General features: G+C 72.1%; 13 protein-coding genes and 1 tRNA gene. All 14 read right to left on the bottom strand.

The genetic code is table 11. The features are described from left to right. Positions 1-10: 10 nt before the first annotated feature. The 14 genes from D457_RS0107060 to D457_RS0106995 all read right to left on the bottom strand — a co-directional run bounded on the left by D457_RS0107060 (position 11) and on the right by D457_RS0106995 (position 19,887). Positions 11-1,816, bottom strand: a complete 1,806-nt coding sequence (locus D457_RS0107060) for an ABC transporter ATP-binding protein (RefSeq protein ID WP_017579946.1) — start codon at positions 1,814-1,816, stop codon at positions 11-13. Then, the gene (locus D457_RS32020; protein ID WP_017579945.1) at positions 1,813-3,708 is read right to left on the bottom strand and encodes an ABC transporter ATP-binding protein; all 1,896 of its coding nucleotides are present in this window, start codon (positions 3,706-3,708) and stop codon (positions 1,813-1,815) included. The genes D457_RS0107060 and D457_RS32020 overlap by 4 nt, the downstream gene beginning before the upstream one ends. 26 nt (positions 3,709-3,734) lie before the next feature. Beyond that, on the bottom strand, positions 3,735-5,288 hold the full coding sequence (locus D457_RS32015) for an ABC transporter ATP-binding protein (protein ID WP_017579944.1): 1,554 nt from the start codon (positions 5,286-5,288) through the stop codon (positions 3,735-3,737). Then, a complete protein-coding gene (locus D457_RS32010) occupies positions 5,285-6,124 on the bottom strand; it encodes an ABC transporter permease (RefSeq protein WP_017579943.1) in 840 nt (279 codons plus the stop codon). Before D457_RS32010 ends, D457_RS32015 begins: the two co-directional genes overlap by 4 nt. After that, positions 6,121-7,095, bottom strand: coding sequence for an ABC transporter permease (locus D457_RS0107040; RefSeq protein ID WP_017579942.1), 975 nt, complete (start codon positions 7,093-7,095; stop codon positions 6,121-6,123). Before D457_RS0107040 ends, D457_RS32010 begins: the two co-directional genes overlap by 4 nt. Continuing rightward, positions 7,092-8,633 carry an ABC transporter substrate-binding protein gene (locus tag D457_RS0107035; protein WP_017579941.1) on the bottom strand — a complete coding sequence of 514 codons (1,542 nt, stop codon included), beginning with the start codon at positions 8,631-8,633 and terminating at the stop codon, positions 7,092-7,094. Before D457_RS0107035 ends, D457_RS0107040 begins: the two co-directional genes overlap by 4 nt. 589 nt (positions 8,634-9,222) lie before the next feature. Next, positions 9,223-9,296, bottom strand: a tRNA-Pro gene (locus D457_RS0107030). Between the two features lie 99 nt (positions 9,297-9,395). Further along, a complete protein-coding gene (locus tag D457_RS0107025; protein WP_017579940.1) occupies positions 9,396-11,180 on the bottom strand; it encodes a PQQ-binding-like beta-propeller repeat protein in 1,785 nt (594 codons plus the stop codon). Next, entirely contained in the window at positions 11,180-13,030 is a 1,851-nt protein-coding gene (locus D457_RS0107020; protein ID WP_026116415.1) for a hypothetical protein, read from the bottom strand. Before D457_RS0107020 ends, D457_RS0107025 begins: the two co-directional genes overlap by 1 nt. A gap of 93 nt (positions 13,031-13,123) precedes the next feature. Next, a complete protein-coding gene (locus tag D457_RS0107015; protein WP_239646033.1) occupies positions 13,124-14,809 on the bottom strand; it encodes an outer membrane protein assembly factor BamB family protein in 1,686 nt (561 codons plus the stop codon). A gap of 165 nt (positions 14,810-14,974) precedes the next feature. Next, on the bottom strand, positions 14,975-16,672 hold the full coding sequence (locus D457_RS0107010; protein WP_239646032.1) for a hypothetical protein: 1,698 nt from the start codon (positions 16,670-16,672) through the stop codon (positions 14,975-14,977). Between the two features lie 155 nt (positions 16,673-16,827). Then, a complete protein-coding gene (locus tag D457_RS0107005; RefSeq protein WP_017579936.1) occupies positions 16,828-17,538 on the bottom strand; it encodes a gamma-glutamyl-gamma-aminobutyrate hydrolase family protein in 711 nt (236 codons plus the stop codon). A gap of 70 nt (positions 17,539-17,608) precedes the next feature. Then, entirely contained in the window at positions 17,609-18,373 is a 765-nt protein-coding gene (locus D457_RS0107000) for a 3-oxoacyl-ACP reductase (RefSeq protein ID WP_017579935.1), read from the bottom strand. Between the two features lie 95 nt (positions 18,374-18,468). Then, positions 18,469-19,887, bottom strand: coding sequence for an aldehyde dehydrogenase family protein (locus tag D457_RS0106995; RefSeq protein WP_017579934.1), 1,419 nt, complete (start codon positions 19,885-19,887; stop codon positions 18,469-18,471). Positions 19,888-19,899 lie beyond the last annotated feature (12 nt).

The following is a 19,899-nucleotide window of genomic DNA, read 5'->3' as shown; positions in this document are numbered from 1 at the left end:
GCGTCCCTGGTCAGCCCCTACGGCCCAGCCTCCACCGGGCCGCCCGCTCCCGCTGCGACCACAGGTCCGCGTACCGCCCCCGAGCCGCGAGCAGCTCGTCGTGGCCGCCGCGCTCGACCACCCGGCCGCCGTCCAGCACGAGGATCTGGTCGGCTGAGCGGATCGTGTTGAGGCGATGCGCCACGACCAGCACGGTGCGGTCGCGTACGAGCTCGGCGAACGCGCCCTGCACGTCGCGCTCGTTGATCGGGTCCAGCGCAGCGGTGGCCTCGTCGAGCAGGACGATGGGCGCGTCCTTGACGATGGCCCGGGCGATCGACACGCGCTGGCGCTCACCCCCGGACAGGGTGGCCCCGCCCTCCCCCACCGGGGTGTCGTAGCCCTGGGGAAGGGCAGTGATGAAGTCGTGGGCGCGCGCCCGGCGCGCCGCCTCCTCCACCGCCGCTTCGTCGGCGTCGGGACGGCCGAACGCGATGTTGTCGCGGACGGTCCCCTGGAACAGGTAGGGGTCCTGAAAGACGATCGTGAAGGCGCCGAAGAGCTGTTCGCGCGTCAGGTCGCGCACATCGGCCCCGCCGACCCGCACCGTTCCGGAGTCGACGTCCCAGAAGCGGGCGACCAGCGACAACAGGGTGCTCTTGCCCGCCCCGGAGGGCCCCACGACCGCCGTCATGGTGCGCGCCGGGACCTCGAGGGAGACCTCCCGCAGGACCGGTTCGCCAGGTGAGTAGGAGAACGAGACGCCCTCGAAGGCCACCGTCGGCTCCCCCACGGCCGTGTGCTCCCGCTCCGGCGTCTCCTGCACGGCCATGTCACGGACCCGGCCGATCCGGCGCAGCGCCGCGTCGGCCAGCCGCGACCGCTCGACACTGCCCGCCACCTCCAGCAGGGGCGTGTACACGCGCAGGACCAGGACCAGGAAGACCAGGACGGTGCCCGCGTCGAGCCGTCCCCCGAAGTACCAGTAGGACAGCGCGGCGATGGTCAGCGGTGTGCCGAGCTGGACCACCCCCATCGCGACCAGCGTGACGGGCACCAGGCGTGTGGCCATGCGGTCGTTGACCTCCCGCACGTCCTCCACCGCCTGCCGGAACCAGCCCATGCGCTCGCCGGTGTGGTCGAAGGAGCGCACGACCGGCAGGCCCTGGACGTACTCGGCGATGCGGCCGTTGGCGGCGGCCAGCAGGTCGCCCCGTTCGAGCGCGTGCCGTCCGAAGTGCCGCGAGGTCCACCGGTAGAGCGGGACCGCCACGACGACGCTGACCGCGACGGCAGCCGCCATCGGCGCGTCGACCAGGAGCAGTCCCGCGAAGACGAAGGCCGGCAGGGAGACGGCGCTGAAGGCCTGGGGAAGCGCGGAGTGCGCGTAGTCGGTCACCGCGTCCATGTCGGAGGTCAGCACGGTGGAGACCTCGCCGACCCCCGCCGAGCGGACCTCGCCGACCGGCAGGCTCTGCACGTGTTCGAGGGTTCGTTCCCGTGCGGCCCCCACGGCGTGGAAGGTACCGGTCCACGCCAGGCGGTTGCTGAGGTAACCGAAGAGGTACTGGGCGCCGGCTCCGGCGACGACCGCGCCTGCCGCGAGCCCCGCCACGGGCCCGGTGAGAGCCTCAGTACGGACGAGTTCGATGACCCACACCAGGGTGACCACGGGCACGGCCGCCGCGAGCGAGGCCAGTACGCGCAGTCCCAGGGCGGCCGCGAAGGAGGACCGGTAGGACCCGAACAGTTTCCAGAGCGTGCCCAGGGTGCCGGTGTAGAAGCTCTCTCCCGCCTGGGCCGACGGGGCCTTCCGGGGCGGGGCCGCGATGCTCATACGTCCTCCTGTCCGTTGGGGGCGGTCGGTTGGATCGGTTCGGTCGGCGCGCCGTGGACGGCCTCGCCCAGGGCGATGGACTCGGTGGCCTCGAAGGCCCGCCACATCCGCGCGTACAGGGCGTCGGCCGCGACCAGGTCGTCGTGGCGGCCCCGCTCGACGATCCGGCCCCCGTCCACGACCAGGATCTGGTCAGCGCCGGTGATGGTGGAGAGCCGGTGCGCGACCACGATCACCGTGCGGTCGTGCACCAGGGCCTCGACGGCCTCCTGGACGGCGACCTCGTTCTCGGGGTCGATGAAGGCGGTGGCCTCGTCCAGGACGATGACGTCGGTGTCCTTGAGCAGGGCGCGGGCGATGGCCAGGCGCTGTCGCTGCCCGCCGGAGAGCCGGGAGCCCTGCTCACCCACACGGGTCTCGTAGCCCTCGGGGAGGTCGGCGACGAACTCGTGCGCCCGGGCGCGGCGGCAGACGTCCTCCAGCCTGGCGCCGTCGGCGTCGGGGTCGGCGACGCGCAGGTTGGCTGCGACGGTGTCATCGAACAGGAAGGTGTCCTGGAAGACGAAGGAGACCCGGCTCATCAGGGCGGAGAAGGGCAGGTCGCGCACGTCGTCGCCGCCGACGCGGACGGTACCCGTGTCGGTGTCGAAGAAACGGCACAACAGCTTGGCGACGGTGCTCTTGCCCGCGCCGGAGGGGCCGACGAGCGCGGTGACCGTGCCGGGGCTGGCACGGAAGCTCACGTCGGTGAGTGCCTCGGTGCCGGCTCCCTCGTAGCGGAAGCCGACGCCGTCGAACTCCACCGTGCCGTCACCGGGCCCGGGTACCCGCTCGCGCTCGGGGAGCACCTCGGCCTCCTCCAGGTCCGTGACCAGGCGGGCGCCGTAGCTGAGCTGGGTCAGCTGGGCGGTGAAGTTCAGGAGCTTGGTCACGGGGCCGCCGTAACCGAGCCCGATGACGAAGAAGAAGAGGAGGTCGGTCGTGGAGATCGATCCGTTGGTCCACAGCAGTAGCCCCACCGGGACGATGGTCACGGCGGGCGCGGCGGCCAGGGTGAAGAACCCTGTGAAGAGCGGGAGGAACCGCAGTCCCCAGCGCGCCTGGTAGTCGGCCGCCCCCCGGATGGCGTCCCGGGCCTCGGCGAAGGTGTCGCCGGTGCGGTTGAAGGTCCGCACGACCGGCATGGCCCGGACCAGCTCGACGATCGATCCGTTCATGCGCGACATGGCCGCCATGTAGCCGCCCATGAGCGCCTGGCTGCCGTGCACCGCACGGCCGGACAGCGTCACGGCCAGGGCCAGGCAGGCCGCGGCCGCGAGGGCCATGCGCCAGTCGACGGCGAACATCCACACCGTGGTCACGGCGACCACGACCAGGGCCGCGACGAGTTCGGGGATGGCGTGGGCGAGGAAGGACTCCAGGCGTTCGACGTCCTCCGACAGTGTCCGCTGGATCTCCCCGGAGCGCCGCCCCGTCACCCGCCCGAGCGGCACGCGGCCCAGGCGCCGGCCGATCCGCAGGCGGAGGCGGTACAGGGTTCGGAAGGCCGCCCGGTGTGAGATGAGGGTGGACACTGCCATGAGGACGTGGTGCGCGACGAGCAGGGCCAGAACGGCACCGGCCAGTGCGTACATGCCGGGGCCGGTGGCCTCGTCAGCGACGACGCCGTCGATGGCGAGGTAGATGACGTAGAACTGCCCGAGCAGGGCCAGGGTGCCCGCGGTCGCGAGCACGGCGGAGAGCACGTAGCTCGCACGGTCCTCGCGGGCGAAGGGCAGCAGGGCAGCGACCCGTTGGGCCACGGAGTCGGACGGCTCCTCCTCCCGCGCGGTCTCGTCGGGCGGTGGCCGCTCCTGCGCGCTCGGCTCCTCGGTGGTGGCATCGACGCTCATGGGTCGCCTCCTTGTGTCGTTCGCGGTCAGGGTGGTGGTGCCGGTGCGCCGACGGCGGTGGGCGCCGCGGGTTCCCGGTCCCGGTCGGCGACGGTGCCGTCGGAGAGGGCGAGGACCCGGTCACAGCCGCTCCGGACGACGTCGGGGTCGTGGGTGACGTGCAGGACCGCCAGGCCCCGGTGCGTGCGCAGCTCGTCGATGAGCCCGGTCACCTCGCGCGCGGTGGCACGGTCCAGCGCGGAGGTGACCTCGTCGCACACGAGCAGGCGCGGGCGGACGGCCAGGGCGCGGGCCAGGACGACGCGCTGGCACTGGCCGCCGGAGAGTTCACGCGGCCGTCGATCGCCCAGACCGACCGGAAGTCCGACGAGGTCGAGCAGGGCGATGGCCTCCTCGTCCGCCGCGGCCCGGGACAAGCCGCGCAGCAGGCGTGCGGGGCCGCTGATCGAGGAGCGCACCGACCGGCGCGGGTGCAATGCTCCCAAGGGGTCCTGGCCCACCAGCTGGAGGTGGGCGCGCTGGTCGGGGGTACGGCGCCGGGCCCGGGGAGCCAGCACGCGCCCGTCCAGGGCCACGGTGCCCGAGGAGGGCGGGTGCAGCCCGGCCAGGCATCGGGCGAGGGTGCTCTTGCCGGACCCGCTGGGGCCGACGAGGGCGACGGCCTCTCCCGCCGCGACCTCGAAGTCCACACCGCGCAGCAGGTCCCCGGCGCCGTGGCCCACGGCGAGGGACTCGACCCTCAGCAGGGGACGCGTGTCCATGCGGCCGGACTCGGGACCGTCGATGCCGGGCGCCGGTGCGTGCTGGCCGGACGCGGGCTCGCGACGGTCCGTCACAAACGCGCGCGGGGTGGGTTCGGCCCCGGTGTCCGCCCTGATCCGGACGAGGGCGTCCGGTCCGCGGTCGGCCACGCGCCCGCCGTCCAACACGAGCACCTCGTCGCACTCGCGTGCCATGAGCCCCAGGTCGTGGGTGATGGCCAGCAGCGCGAAGCCGAGTTCGCGCTGGAGCCGCCCTACCTCGGTGACGAGGGTGCGGGCGGCCGCCGGGTCCAGGCCCGCGGTGGGTTCGTCGAGGACCACCAGGCGGGGGCTCGCGGCCAGGGCACGGGCCAGCGCCACCCGACGCTGCTGGCCGCCGGAGAGCTGGTGCGGCAGGCGGTCCTGGAAGGCGGCGTCGTCGGGCAGGTCCAGGGCACGGAGCCGTTCGGCGACCTCGGCGCGTGAGGCGCGGCCGAGCTGCTCGGCGATCAGCTTGCGCACCGCCATCGTGGGGGTGAGCGCGGACGCCGGGTCCTGGCTGAGCCAGGCGGTGGTGGTGCGGCGCAGCCGCCGCCGGGCCCGCTCGGAGAGCGCGAAGACGTCCTCGCCCGCCACGCGCACGCTTCCGTGGGCCCTGCGCAGCCCCGGCCGGACCACGCCCAGGGCGGCCAGGCCGAGCGTCGACTTGCCCGCCCCCGACTCCCCCACGACCGCGAGTCGCTCACCCGCCGAGAGTCGCAGTCCGACTCCGGACAACACGGGCGCCCCGGCCGGGTCGGTGACCGAGAGGTTCTCCACGACCAGTGTCTCGGCTGTCACATTCCCCTCCTGAATCGGTCGGCGCACCGGTCGGCGATGAGGTTCACGGAGACGGCGAGGGCGACCACGCACGCGGCCGGTGCCGCGAGCGCCCACGGGTTGAGTGGGACTCCCGCCAGGTTGTCGGCGGTCATGCGCGCCCAGCTGTCTCCGAGGGTCGGGCCGCCGAACCCGAGGAAGCCGATCGAGGCCACCACGTAGACCGCGCTCACCAGTCGCAGCCCCGCGTCGGCCAGGACCGGCGCCGCGATGGTGGGCAGCACGTCGCGCACGAGGACGACCGGTGTGCGCTCGCCCAGGGCCACCGCGTGCTCGACGTGGCCGCGCGAGACGGCGGTGAGCGTCGCGGCTCGGGTGAAGCGCAAGGTGGCGGGGGTGCCGACCAGGGCGATGACCACAACCAGGACGGTGGGGCCCGACGCGGCGTTTGCGGCCAGCAGGGTGACCAGTAGTGGCGGGACCACGAGCAGGAGTTCGCCCGAACGCAGGACGAGGGAGCTGAGGTGTCCCCCGTACCAGCCGGTGAGCAGGCCCAGGACGGTGCCGAGCAGGGTACTCAGAGCGGTGGCGGCCAACGGCAGCAGGATGAGCGCGGGTCCGGCGTCGAGCAGGACCGCCCACACGTCGCGGCCCAGGTGGTCGGTGCCCAGGGGCAGCCCGTCGCCGGGCGGTTGGAAGGGACGGCCCTGGGAACTGGTCTCCCCGGGGCCGACCGCCAGGGGGCCGAGAAAGGCCGCCGCCAGGGCGAGCCCTCCGGGCAGGCACAGGAGCACCCAGCCGGCCGCGTCGGTCGTCCGGGCCAGGGTCCGGGAACGTGTCCGTGAGGCCGGGGTCATCGGAGCGCCCCCGTTCGCTGTGGTGCCCGGTCCGGGGACGCCGCGCCAGCGAGTTCGGCGACGAGGAAGCCGAGGGCCGCCGCGCCCGCCAGGACGATGCCCGCCCCGCTGACCACCGCGGCGTCCCTGCGCCCGATCGCCTCGGCGGTCAGGGCGCCCAGGCCGGGATAGCCGAAGGCCGCCTCCACGACGAGCGCGCCGCCGACCGTGTACGGAACCGCCAGGGCCACGGCCTGGGCGACGGGCCCGCGCACCGAGGGCAGCAGGTGGCGGGCCAGGACCCGGTGTTCGGGCACCCCGGCCAGGCGCGCGGCCTCCACGTGCGGTGCTCCGGCGGCCTCGGCCACGGCCGCGCGGGTCAGGCGCAGGACGAAGGCGCCGGCCACGGCGGCCAGGGTCAGTGTCGGCAGGACGAGCTTGTCGGGCTCGGTCAGGGCCCCGAACCCGTCACCGACCAGGGACACCGGCGGAAACCAGCCCAGTCCGTGGGCCAGGACGCTCACCACAAGCGCGGCCAGGACGAACTCGGGGACCGAGAGCACCAGCAGCGCGCCGAGCGAGGCCGCCCGATCGCGGAGCGCGCCGGGGCGGGCGCCCGCCGCGACGCCCGCTGGGACGGCCACCAGGACCACGACCAGCAGGGCACTCGCGCCCAGGACCAGGCTGCGGGCCGCGCGGTCGGCGACGAGCGGGGCCACCGGCAGGCCGGTGACCGCGCTCTCGCCCAGGTCCCCGGTGAGGACGCCGGAGAGCCAGTCGAGGTAACGCACGCCGACCGGGCGGTCAAGGCCGAGCCGCTCGCGCAGCGCGGCCACGCGTTCGGGGTCGGCCTGGGCGCCCAGGGCCTGGCTGGCCGGGTCCCCGGGCAGGACCTCGACCGACCAGAAGAGCGCCGCGCTCACCGCCAGCAGCAGGAGGACGATTCCCGGCAGGCGGCGGGCGACCGAGATCCCGGTGCGGCGCGCGCTCACGACATCGACAGGCGGTCGAGCCGTGGCAGGGCCTGGGTGTACTCGATGCCGGAGACACCGGGCACGGTGGCGTCGAGTTGTTCGGCGAAGCCCCAGACGACGTCGCCACCCTGCTCCCACAGGTAGTGCTGGATCGCCGCCAGGGCCTCCCGGCGCTCGTCGTCGTCCACGGTGGCCTGCATGGCGTCGAGCATCTCGTCGTACTCTCCGCCGGAGAGCCCGGTGACGTTGAACCCGCCCCGTTCGCCGGTGAAGCCCGCGACGTGCGTGGCCGCCGGACGGTTCGCCCAGTACAGGGACTGGAACGGGGTCGACATGAGGGTCTCCATGTCAGCGAAGTAGGTGTCGGCTGCCACCTCGTCGAGCCGCACGGTCAGCCCCGCCTCGTCGGCCTGCTCCACCAGCAGTTCCGCCGCCGCGGTCATGCCGGGGACGAGCTCGGCGACTCGCAGGGTGACCTCGCTGACCCCGGCCGACTCCAGCAGTTCCCGGGCCTGCTCGACATCGCGTTCGCGCTGGGGCACGTCGTCGGCGAAGTCGGCCAGCCCCTGGCCGACGAGGTCGTTGCCGACGGTTCCCTGGCCGTGGAGGACCGTGTCGACCATCGCCTGGCGGTCGACCAGGAGCTTGACGGCGAGCCGCACGTCCGGGTCGTCGAAGGGCTCCAGGGTGGTGTTCATGTGCAGGGCGAGGAAGCCGGAGTCGGAGGTGCCGCCGCGGACGATCTCGATGGAGTCGTCGGCCGCGGCCGCGTTGGCCGGGCTGACGGCGTGCGCGTAGTCGATCTGGCCGCCGCGCAGGGCGTTCATCCGGGTCTCGGCGTCGTTGATGGAGACGATCTCGACCTCGTCGAGCACCGCGGGCTCGTCCCAGTAGGCGTCGTTGCGTTCCAGCACCCGGCCGCCGGAGCCGGTGGAGGCGAGCCGGTAGGGCCCCGAGCCGATGCCCTCCTCCCACGCCTCCCCGGTGGTTCCGTCGGGGAAGACCAGGGAGAAGGTCGCGAGCCCGGCCTCGACGAAGTCGGCGCGGGGACGCGTGAGGGGGACCCGGAGAGTGAGCGGGTCGAGGACCTCCAGGCCGTCCCGGTCCAGGTCCGCGTAGAACTGGGCGTAGTTGGGGCTCTCCTCGGGGTCGGCGAGCAGGGCCAGGCTGTAGCGGACGTCCTCGGCCGTGAGGGGGCGGCCGTCGTGGAACTCCACGCCCTCGCGGATCCGGACGGTGTACTCGGTGGCGTCGTCGTTGGCCTCGATCTCCTCCGCCAGGCGCATGACCACGTCCTCGCCGCGCAGGACCACGAGTGGGTCGAAGAGGGCGAACATCGTGACGTAGTCGGAGATGGCCGAGGCGACCGGGACGTTGAGCGTCTCCAGCGCGGCTCCGGCCACTCCCATCCGGAGCCTGCCGTCGGTAGCCCCCTCGTCGCCCGAACACGCCGTCAGGGGGAGCGCCGCCGCCGCGGCCAGACCGAGGGAACCGCGCAGGAGGGCCCGGCGACCGAGGACGGGGGTTCCCGGTCGGGTCAGCGTGCCATCGCTCATCGATCCACCTCAATGAAAATGATTTTCATACCCAAATGCTAGCAGTACGACACCCCCAGGGGGTAGGGGTGAAAGCCGGATACCAACGGGAACCCGGGCGGTGCCCGCGGTGGGAAGTCAGAGCAGGGACGGGGTCTGGGGCGCGGAGCACCGAAGACCGGGCCCGCGTACACACGACGAAGGGCCCGTTGGGAGGCGACCCGTCACCGAACCGCCGCGCACGCTCCGCACCGAGGCGCGGAACCCCTGTATCAGCGACTCGTACGCACCGCTCGGCACGAAGCCCGGCCAAGCGTGAATCACCTGCGGCCACAAGGGTGAAGGCGGTCGCGCCATCTCCACGACGTGGAGACGAAACGGAGGCCGCAAGGTATCCCGACCATCCCCAACGGGCTCGAACGGCGCAGCGCGGCAGCGGCGGAGCCGTGTCAGGACAGCGACCTGGTGTCGCGCCGTTCCGCGACGGCCACGATGAAGGAGATCCCGCACGACGCGGGACAACATCCCACACGCCCCGGCTCCACCCCACCCGAGACGCAGAAAGGGGCCCACCAGATGGTGGACCCCTCTATGAACCGCTACTGCTCTGTCGGGACGGCGGGATTTGAACCCACGACCCCTTGACCCCCAGTCAAGTGCGCTACCAAACTGCGCTACGTCCCGTCCGCTGAGCGGCGGCGTTTCCGCCCCCGCCAACAGGTAAAACCTTACCGCATCGGCGGGGCCGTTCAGACCAGGGCAGCTCAGGGGTCAAGGCGGGAGTCAGCTCACGGAACCGGAACCCACACCGATGACCTGGGCGCGGTCCCCGACGGAGAAGCCGGACACCACGATCGCGTGCGGGGCCAGCGCCACTCCGAAGGTCGAGCCGTCCGGGGCCAGGCCCTCGGCAGCCGAGTCCAGCGGGACCTCGATGCCGTCGGCACCCCAGGCGCCGACGAGCAGGACGGCCGGTTCGTTCCCGTCGGGCCCCTCCGCGCGGACCCCGGCGAACAGCTCGGGGCTGACCGCGACACTCTCCGGAACGGGGGCCGGAGTGGCGAACACGAGGCTGTCCACGGTCTCGGTGTCGGGGATGTCTCCGCCCGGTTCGCCGACCACCGGCCGCTCCAGGCGGTACTCGACCTGGTCGGTGTCCTCGTCGGTCTCGGTGTACATCAGCAGCTCACCGTTGACAGGAACCACCCGGCCGGGTTCGGTGGGCAGGTTCTCAGCGGTCACACCCCTGTTCCTGCTGCGGACGGCCAGCACCCCCGGGTCGTCACCGCCGTAGTGGACCACCACGGCCCAGCCGTCGGGGGCGGAGAGCACCTGTTCCACAGGACCGGGGATCTCGCGTCTGCCGTAGGTGCCACCCGCCTCGGTCAGTACTCGCAGTTGGTGGGACTCCTCCTCTGCCGACTCGGCGTCGTCCTCGTCCGGGGGACACTCCTCGGGGACCAGGATCCTGGCATCCGCGATGACCGGAGCACCGGTCTGTACACATCCCCTGTCTCTCTGGTAGCGGTTCGCCTCCCCGGATTCATGGTCCCGGAGGGTGAAGCGGCCGCTCTCCTCCACCTGCAGGAAAGCTCGGTCGGTCAGGAGAACCCGGTCCGCCTCGTCTCGGATCCGGTGATAACCGACCGGCCGACCGGTGTCGGCGGCCAGCACCGCCACGGACCGCTGCTCGTGGTCCGCTCCGGTCTCGTCTCGGTACAGCACCGCCACGCGTTCGCCGTCGGGGGTGGGCTCGGACCACAGAACCTCACCGACCGGCTGGAACCGCCAGCGTTCGCTGCCGTCCCGGCTGTCCAGGGCCCACACGCCCCGAGGGCCGTGGATCAGCGCCCCGGTGTCCGTCGCGGCCACGGAGATCTCACCCGCCGATCCCGCTTCGGGGTGCTCCCAAACCCAGGTGACCTCGTCACCGTGGACCGAAGCTGCCGCCTCGGCCGAGGCGAGCGGTTCGGCGAGGGTGTGCACGGAAGGGTCCCGGTCCCAGACCGGGGGGACGGCGAGCACCGCGAGGGCGACGGCCGGGGCCAGCCCAGCCGATACCGCCTGTATCCGGGGCCGACCGGAAGCTGGCCGGAGCGGTTCGGGGCGCCCGGCGACGGCGAGCATCAGTGCGCCCGCCAGCAGCGTGAGCGCGGACAGGTACCACAGGTGGGAGACAGCCCCGAAGTCCACCAGGACGTCCGGCAGCGGTTCCCCCTCCCCCGACGCGCGAACCGGAGTCCGGGCGCCCGGGACCTCCCGCAGGGCCACCAGCACCGCCAGGCACCCCACAAGGACGGCCGCCGCACGGAGCGGACCCGAACCCTCACCAGGGCGACGGTCCCACCCCGACCCGGGCCTGTGCTCACCGCCGGGCAGAGCCCAGGCAGCGGTGAGCAGAACGATCGCGCCGCCCAGCCCCCAGTGAAGCAGCGGAGAAGTCTCACCCCAGCGCTCCGCGGGGCTCAGCAACGCGGCTCCCACCAACGCGAGCACCCCGCCTAGGACTGCCCCGGTGCCCGCCCAGGAGATCAGCCGCCAGAGCGTGTCCGCACTGATCCAACGCATCACGGCACCAGACCTTCCACCCGCGCACCCTGGTGGCGCGGCTCGGTCAGTAGGACGGCGACCCCACCGCGGACAGCCACGAGCTGTCCCACGTCTGCCCGGCTTCCCAGAACGATCCGGTTGCGCAGTCCCTCACCGAACAGCTCCCCGTGCGAGGCCACGCTGACCTGGGCCCGGTCCCCGGCCCTTTCGGATTCGTCAGTGGTGAACACCACCTGCTCCGGCAGTACAGCCCTGTGGCTGTAACGACTGGCGTAGGCACCACCCGCTCCGATCAGCGGTGTGCGGTTGCCGTCCGGATCGATGCGGCCGACCTCGACCCCCTCGCCCGACCGGGAGAACAGCATGGTGATGCCGCTGCCGTCAACGTCGATGACCGCCTCCCGGGAAAGACCCTCCTCCGCCTCGACCATGTCCTCGCTCAGGTACATGAGTTCCTCTCCGCTCCCCGGGTCCAGCAGGAGGACGGGGTCGGACGAGTAGTAGCCCTGCACGGCGAGGACACTGCCCCGGCCGTCCGCCCCCGGGGCCGCCCACGGCCGGTCGGGGACGAAGACCTCCTCCCCCTCCAGCTCGTAGCTCCACTGCTCCTCACCGGTACGCAGATCCACGGAGACCACCCTGAACCGCTTGTCGGGTTCCTCGTCACGGATAAGGGATTCGATCTCCCATGTACTGCCGGTGAGATCCTCCTCGCGGACACAGGCCACGGCGTACACGACCGTCTCCGCGCGTACCCGGGGCGGCTCACCCGCACAGGCCATCCCCGGTTCGGGGGCCGGGTTCCGGTACCACAGTTCCTCGCCGGACTCCGCGTCCCAGGCGCTCACCCCGGGCGCCTCGTCCCGCTCGACGCCATCGCGCCGGTCGGAATGCACGCGGACACCGTCCGACCAGCCCACGAGAGCACGAGCACTGCTTTCCGAAGCCTCACCTGTGTCTGCGCTGAACTCGGTGACCAGTGCACCGTTGACCACGTCGAACACCCGGGTGGCCCGCTCTTCGGGTGCGTCCTCGCCCTGTTCCGCGGCATCCTCGTCCCGCTCCGGAACTCGGGTGAAGAGCACGTGTCCGTTTCCCACCCAGACCGTGGCGTCCCTGGCAGCGGGCTCACGGTACGACCAGATCTCCGTGCCGTCGGTCCCGTCCAGGGACACCACACCGTCGCTGAGGACCACGAGGGGGCCGTGAGCCCCCCGAACGATCCGGTCGATCGTGCCCGACTGCTCGGGTTCCCAGATCCACCCGGACCGGTTGACCCGGTCAGGGAATGCCGCCACCCCCGGCAGGTCCTCGGCGACGACGTGCCGTACACCGCCCTCCTCCTCATCGACGAGGAGCAGCGGCACGGTCACCCCGACCAACGCAACGGCAAGCACGCCCGCGGCGAAGGGCGGCAGAGAGCGGCTTCGGGGCGGTAGGAGCGGTCGGCGCACGACGGTCAGCATGAGCAGCACACCCAGGGGGACAGCGCAGACCACGACCGCCATCCTCAGCTCGATCAGGGAGAGCGCGCCGATTCCAGGAGCGTCCGCGCCCAGGAGCACGCCGTTGCCCGCGATGAGGGCGGTGAGGGCCGCTGCCCCGGCCAGGCACAGGGCGTAGTCCCAGCCGCTCTCCGCATCCGCTGGTTCACCGGCACGCGCGTTCTTCCAGCGCACCCCGAGCACCAGGACGAACCCGCCGAGCACACAGACCCAGAACCAGGCCAGCCCGGCTTCCTGGAACACCGCGGTGTCCTGCCCCGCCCAGTGCAGGGCCACGGTCACCGCTGCCAGGAGCAGCGCCCCCGCGACCGTGCCCGCCCCGACCCAGGACAGGGCCTTCTCCATGCGCCGCTCGCGCGCCACCCCGCACCGCCTACCACTCCGTGATCTCGTGACCGAAAGGCCAATTTCCGCCACGAAAAGCTAGCAGTGTCCCGAGGGTCTGCCGCGGGTGGGTCAGGGGACCAGGGCCGTCACGAGCTCGGACCCGTCGTTCTCGGTAAGGAGCACGACCGCACCCGGGACAGCGGTCAGGGCAGCGTCACCCTCGCGTTCGGTCCGGTGCACGACCCCGTCACTCCACCGGGTGGTCTCGCCGAAGGGCGCGACCACGACCTCCTTGGCCGCACTCGCCGTATCCGTATGCCGCACGATCACCAGGGCGTCGTCGAGCACCGCGATCATCGGGGAGCCGACCTGGCCAAAGAAGTAGGCCTCCTCGACCACCGCCGTTTCGGTGATCTCCCCTGCGGGGTCCACCCGGTGGAACGTCGTCTCCAGGTGACCGCTGTTCACCGCGAAGACGGCTCCGTTCGTGTCGGCATACGCCGCCTCCGCCGGGTCCGCTCCGCCCACCAGTTCCTCGGGTTGAGCGACGAGTTCCTCACCTGTCGCCGGGTCCAGGACCGTGAGCCGCCCCTCGTAGCCGTCGCGCACGACCACCGACGGACCAGCCGCACCGCCCGGGGCCTCGGCCAGGCGGGGTTCCGGGGCCGAAGGAGGAGCCGTCCACTCCGCGCGCCAGAGTTCGGTCTCTGTCAGGGGGTCGACGGCCACGACGGCGGCAGTGGTTTCGTTGCTCTCCCCTTCGAAGGGGTTGCTGCTCTGGGCGCCGCTGTCCTCGCCCTCCAGACAGCCGAACACGCCCAGCAGCCAGTGTCCGTAGCTTCGGGCGTCCACGACCTCGCAGTGGTCGGGCAGGTCCAGCACGTCACTGACGAGTGTCCGGCCGTGCTCGTTCAACCAGCCGGTCGGGGGAACCTCCGCATCCGAGTTCTCGTCGAGGACCTCCCCCGTCCCGGCGTCCAGCACGACCGTCTCCCACCGGTCCTCGCCGCTCGATTCGTCGGTGCCGACTCGGTGACGCACGTTGACCTGGCCGTCCTCGGCCCACACGTCCCCGACCCGGTCGTGCGGGTGCCGGTAGGACCACAGCTCCGCGCCGGTCTCGCCGTCCAGGGCCACGGCCCCGTCGTAGAGAAGGGCGAGCGGCCCGTGACTGCCCGGAAGTACGCCCCTGACCTTGGTTCCCATCGGTGCCTGCCACTCCCAACTCGTCTGGGAGACCTCGGCCGGGAACGGAGCGGGTTCACCGAGTTCATCGGCGACCTGGTGCGGCACCCAGGGGACCAAGAACCGCGCGACCAAAACCCCCGCCAGAGCCACGGCCGCCGTCCCGGTCAACAGGGCGGGGAACGCCCGGCGGAACGGTTTCGGGTCGGGTTTGCGCCCGCTGGCGGCCATCAGCGCGCATCCCACGGTGATCGCGCAGGTCACCAACCACAGGTGCACGGCGTACGGCGCGGGCGCGAACGCCCAGGGGCCGGGGGTGGTGGCCTCGAAGGCGTCCCGGGGGAAGGCGAGCAGGGACGCCAGCAGCCCGATCCCGACCGCCGGGCACATCCAGAACACGTGCCGCCCGGTGTCGGGAGCCGTTTCGCGGCGCCGCCAGGCGACCCCGCGCACGAGGACGAGCAGAGCGATCAGGACGGACAGCACCCACCAGCCGTCGGCCTTCCCGAGCAGCCCTCCCCCGGCGACCACGCCGGTCGCTACCGCCCACAGCAGACCCCCGACCAGCAACCCGCCCCCGGCCCACCCCAGAATTCCGCTCAGTTGTCCGAGCTTCCTCTCCCCAGTCACCGTTCCGTCCTTCGTGCGATATCCGCCATACCGCCGCAGAACCTAGCAGTGCCGGGACACGCCGCAGCTCGGAACCTCCCCACCGTCACCGGGTCAGGTCCCCTAACGGGGTCCTTCACCTCGGAGCAACGTGCAACCACATGGGCCAGGAGCTCCGACCCCGGGTCAGGGCACCAGGGCCGTGATCCTGTCTCCGACGAGCACAACCGCGCCCGGGGCAGCGGTCAGGGTCAGATCCACATCAGCCTCGGTGACGGGCGCGGCCTCAGCGGTGGGCAGGGCTACTTCGTCCCAGCTGATGGTCTCTCCGAACGGCGCGATCGCCACCTTCCCCTCCCAGGTGATGGCCAGGGACTCCTCAAGCAGAAGAATGGCGGAGGTACCGATGCTGGGTTTCAGGTAGCCTCCCTCGACCACGGCCGTGCCGGTGGGTTCCCCCTCGGCGTCCACCCGGTGGAACGTGGTCTGCGATGTGAAGGAACCATCCTGGTCACCGTGCCGTCTGGTGGTGGACTCAGTGATCACGGCGCCGTCCGTGTCGGCGTACGCCACCCCGATGAGGTCATCACTCGCCATCAGGCTCTCCGGTAGGGCCACCAATTCCTCCCCGGTGCCCAGGTCCAGGAGTGTGCCCTGCTCCTCATGCCGCTCTTTCACCAGAACCTGCTGCGACCCGGCGGGCCCCGGAACCTTGGCCAGCCGAAGCTGCCTGTCTTCGCCCTCAGATGGATCGGGCCATTCCACCCGCCAGAGTTCACGCTCCTCAAGCTGATCAACCGCGACGACCATGACGTCCACCTCGATCTCCGGCCACGCGAAGGGGTCCCCGGAGTAGATCACCCTCTCGAGGGTCTCCGTGTCGACGTCAACCAGGCATCCGACCAAGGCGACCAGGGTGTTGCCGTAACTCTCCACGTCCCGCGAGACCACGCACTCCTCGGGCAGCGACAGAGCTTCGTTCACCGCGGTGGCGCGCTCGCGGAACGGCGGGCTGTACTCGGCCGGGCGGTCGGCGGCGACCTCCCCGAGCTTCTCTCCGGTCTGCCCGTCCAGCCGCACCGTCACCAGCTGTCCGGAGTCACCCCAGGCGGCTCGGGTCTCGTAGCTCACGAACACGCCGCCATCGTCGCGCCACACGTCATGGACCGGGTCGTGGGGGCGCCGGTAGGACCACAGCACCTCGCCGGTCTCACCGTCCAGTGACACGACCCCGTCCCGGAGGAGGGCCAGCGGCCCGTGGCTTCCCACACGCACCTCGACTACTGAGGCGCCCTGCGGCGGCTGCCACTCCCAGCCGACCTGGGAAACCTCGGCCGGGACCGGGGCGGGCTCACCGAGCTCGTCGGCCACCCGGTGCTGTTCCCGGGGAACGACCAGAACGATCGCGCCCCCGAGGACGACCACCGCCAGCGCACCGGCGCCGAGCAGGGTCATGCTCCGCCCGAACGGCCTCGGGTTGGGGACCCGCCACGAGAGCAGCATGAACACGGCTCCCAGAGCGAAGGCGCACATCGCCAGCCACAGGTGCACGAACGGTGACAGGGTGTCGAACAGCGGGACCGAACCGAAGAACCTGAAGGGGTCGGCCAGGGAGTAGAGCCCGAGCAGGGCCAGCCCTGCGAGGCAGAATAGAACCATCCAGCACCGGTACAGCACGGTGCTGTGATCGCTCACGTATACGTGGGGGTGTTCCTGCCAGCGGATCCCGAACGCCAGCACGAAGCAGGCGATGACGACGGCGGCGATCCACCAGCCGCCCACCTCCTCCAGCAGTCCTTCACCGATCGCGAAAGCTGTGGCCAGCGCCCACACCGCGGACCCGAGCAGCAGCCCGGCCCCGATCCACACCAACGCGCTCCGCACGCGTCCGTGCTCCTTCTCCTCCGCCACCCGGGCCACTTCACTTTCCGCTGATATCCGACATGCCGCCGGTCAACCTAACAGCCAGTCACCCAGAGTGAGGCATCGGGATGCTGAGAGTGGCTGCGAAGGCGGGTCGGCCCGGCGACTCTGAAGGCTCAGTGGTCGCTGGCTCCTTCACCTGCACGTTCGGTGAGCCAGGTGAAAAGGGTGGGGTCGGTGCCCATCTCCGGGTGCCACTGCACGCCGAGCACGTTGAACACGTCCGTGTACTCGATCGCCTCGACCGTGCCGTCCTCGGCCCAGGCGGTGGCGGAGACGTTGCGGCCCAGAGCGGCGACGGACTGGTGGTGGTAGGTGGGCACGTCGAGCATGGTGCGGCCCAGCACCCGGGCGGTGCGGGAGTACTCGGCGACGGTGACCGGGTGGGTGTCGAAGATCCCGGTGCGCTGGCGGTGCCCGGTGTGGCCCACCACGTCGGGCACGTGCTGGTTGAGGGTGCCGCCGCGGCAGACGTTGAGCAGCTGCATACCCCGGCACACCCCCAGGACCGGCAGGCCCCGGGCGAGCGCTCCGGCCAGCAGGTCCACCTCGGCGGTGTCGCGACCCGCCTGAACCCCGGCGGTGTGCGTTCCGGTCGGAGCTCCGTAGCGGCCGGGGTCGATGTCGCCGCCCCCGGCCAGCAGCAGCCCGTCCAGCCGGTCCAGCGCCCCGGTGATCCCCGCGACCGGCGGCAGCAGGAGGGGCACAGCCCCGGCTGCGGCGACGGAGTCCACGTAGTGCTGGGGCAGCAGAGTGGCGGGCAGGTCCCAGGCCTCGCCCCAGCGGACCTGTTCCGCGTAGGCGGTGATGCCGACGACCGGTGGCATGAGAGCGGCCTCCTTCGGGGCGGGGGTCGGGGTTCGCCGGGTTCGGGGCGGCGGCGGGCCTGGGACGAGCCTAGATCGGGGTGACGTAGGCGCCGGAGATACCGCCGTCCACGAGGAAGTTGGAGGCGGTGACGAACGAGGCGTCGTCACTGGCCAGGAAGGCCACCGCGGCGGCGATCTCGGTGGCGTCGGCGAAACGGCCCAGCGGGACGTGGACCAGGCGGCGGGCGGCGCGTTCGGGGTCCTTGGCGAACAGTTCCCGCAGCAGGGGTGTGTCCACCGGCCCCGGAGAGAGCGCGTTCACCCGGATGCCCTCGCGGGCGAACTGCACGCCCAGTTCGCGGCTGAGCGCGAGCACCCCGCCCTTGCTCGCGGTGTAGGACACCTGGGAGGTGGCGGCACCCATGGTGGCGACGAACGACGCGGTGTTGACGATCGCCCCCTTGCCCTGTGCGCGCATGTGCGGCAGGGCGTACTTGCAGCACAGGTACACGGAGGTGAGGTTGACCTCCTGGACCCGCCGCCAGGCGTCGAGGCTGGTGGTGAGGATGGAATCGTCGTCGGGAGGTGAGATCCCGGCGTTGTTGAAGGCCACGTCCACGCTGCCGTACTCGGCCTTGACCCGGGCGAAGAGGGCTTCGACCGCGGCTTCGTCGGTGACGTCGGCGCGGATGAACCCGCCTCCGGTGGCCTCGGCCACGCTCTTGCCGCCCTCCTCGTCGAGGTCGACGGCGACGACGGTGGCGCCCTCCTCCGAAAGGCGGAGCGCGGTGGCACGGCCGATACCGCCCGCCGCCCCGGTGATGACGGCGACGCGGTCCTGGAATCGCTGCATGGTGTTCCTCCAGCTCAGAGATGGATCCGCCAGACGGGGTCTGTCAGAAGTGGGCACCTCGGGTGGGCCGTGGGGCGGTCGGTCCGGTGGGCCCGTCAGGTGTCGTCGGAGAGGAAGACGGTCCTGGTCTCGGTGAAGGCGTCCAGTGCGTCGGGGCCCAGTTCACGGCCCAGGCCGGACTGGCCCATCCCGCCGAAGGGCGTCCAGTAGCGCACGGCCGAGTGCGAGTTCACCGACAGATTTCCGGCGCGGACGGCGCGGGAGACCCGCAGGGCACGGCCGACGTCGCGGGTCCAGACCGATCCGGCCAGCCCGAACTCGGTGTCGTTGGCGATGCGTACCGCGTCGGCCTCGGTCTCGAAGGGCAGTACGGACAGGACCGGGCCGAAGATCTCCTCGCGGAAGGCGGGTTCGGCCGGGTCGTGGGTGGCGAGCACGGTGGGCGGGAACCAGAAACCGGGTCCCCGGGGCGCGCTCCCCTGGAAGAGGACGGTGGCGCCGTCCACGTAGGCGGCGACGCGGTCGCGCTGGGCGGCGCTGATCAGCGGACCCATCTCGGTGTCGGGGTCGCGGGGGTCGCCGACGGTGATCCCCTCGACGGCCGGGCGCAGGAGTTCCAGGAAGCGTTCGTACACGTCGGCCTGGACGAGCAGGCGGGAGCGGGCACAGCAGTCCTGTCCGGCGTTGTCGAAGGCGGCAATGGGCGCGGCGGCCGCGGCCTTGTCCAGGTCGGCGTCGGCGAAGACGATGTTGGCGCTCTTGCCGCCGAGTTCGAGGGTGAGGCGGGTGAGGTCGTCGGCGGCCGCCGCCATGATGCCCTTGCCCACCCGGGTGGAGCCGGTGAAGACGATCTTGGCGACGTCGGGGTGGCGGACCAGGCGCGCTCCGGCCACCGGCCCGGTGCCGGGCAGGACCTGCAGGACTCCGTCGGGCAGCCCCGCTTCCCGGGCGAGTTCGCCGATGCGCAGGGCGGTGAGCGGGGTGAGTTCGGCGGGTTTGACGATGACGGTGTTGCCCGCGGCCAGGGCGGGTGCGGTGCCCCAGGACAGGACCGGCATCGGGAAGTTCCAGGGGACGATGACGCCGACCACGCCGAGGGGGTCGGCGAAGGTGACGCTCCAGCCGCCGGGGACGGGGATCTGCCGTCCGGTGGCGCGCTCGGGTGCGGCCGAGAAGTAGGTGAACACGTCCCTGGCGTTGCCCGCCTCCCAGCGGGCCTGGCCGACGGGGTGCCCGGCGTTGGCGACCTCCAGCTGGGCGAGCTCCTCGGTGTGGGCGTCGATGCGCTCGGCCACGGCGCGCAGCAGCCGGGCGCGTTCGCCCGGCGGGGTGTCGCGCCAGGCGGGGAAGGCCGCGGCGGCGCGGGCGACGGCGGCGTCGGTCTCGGCCTCGGAGGCCAGGGGGACGGTGGCCACCACCTGCCCGCTGGCCGGGTCGACCACCTTCTGCTCGCGCTGCCCTTCTTGTGCGAACTGCTTCGGCCGCTCGGGCGGCGTGCTCTCGTCGGTGTTCACCGGGTGTCCCTC

The organism is Nocardiopsis valliformis DSM 45023 (assembly GCF_000340985.1).
In the GTDB taxonomy this organism is placed as follows: Bacteria; Actinomycetota; Actinomycetes; order Streptosporangiales; family Streptosporangiaceae; genus Nocardiopsis; species Nocardiopsis exhalans.
The sequence above is the reverse complement of the archived record's forward strand: the minus strand, read 5'-3'. Positions and strand labels throughout refer to the sequence as shown.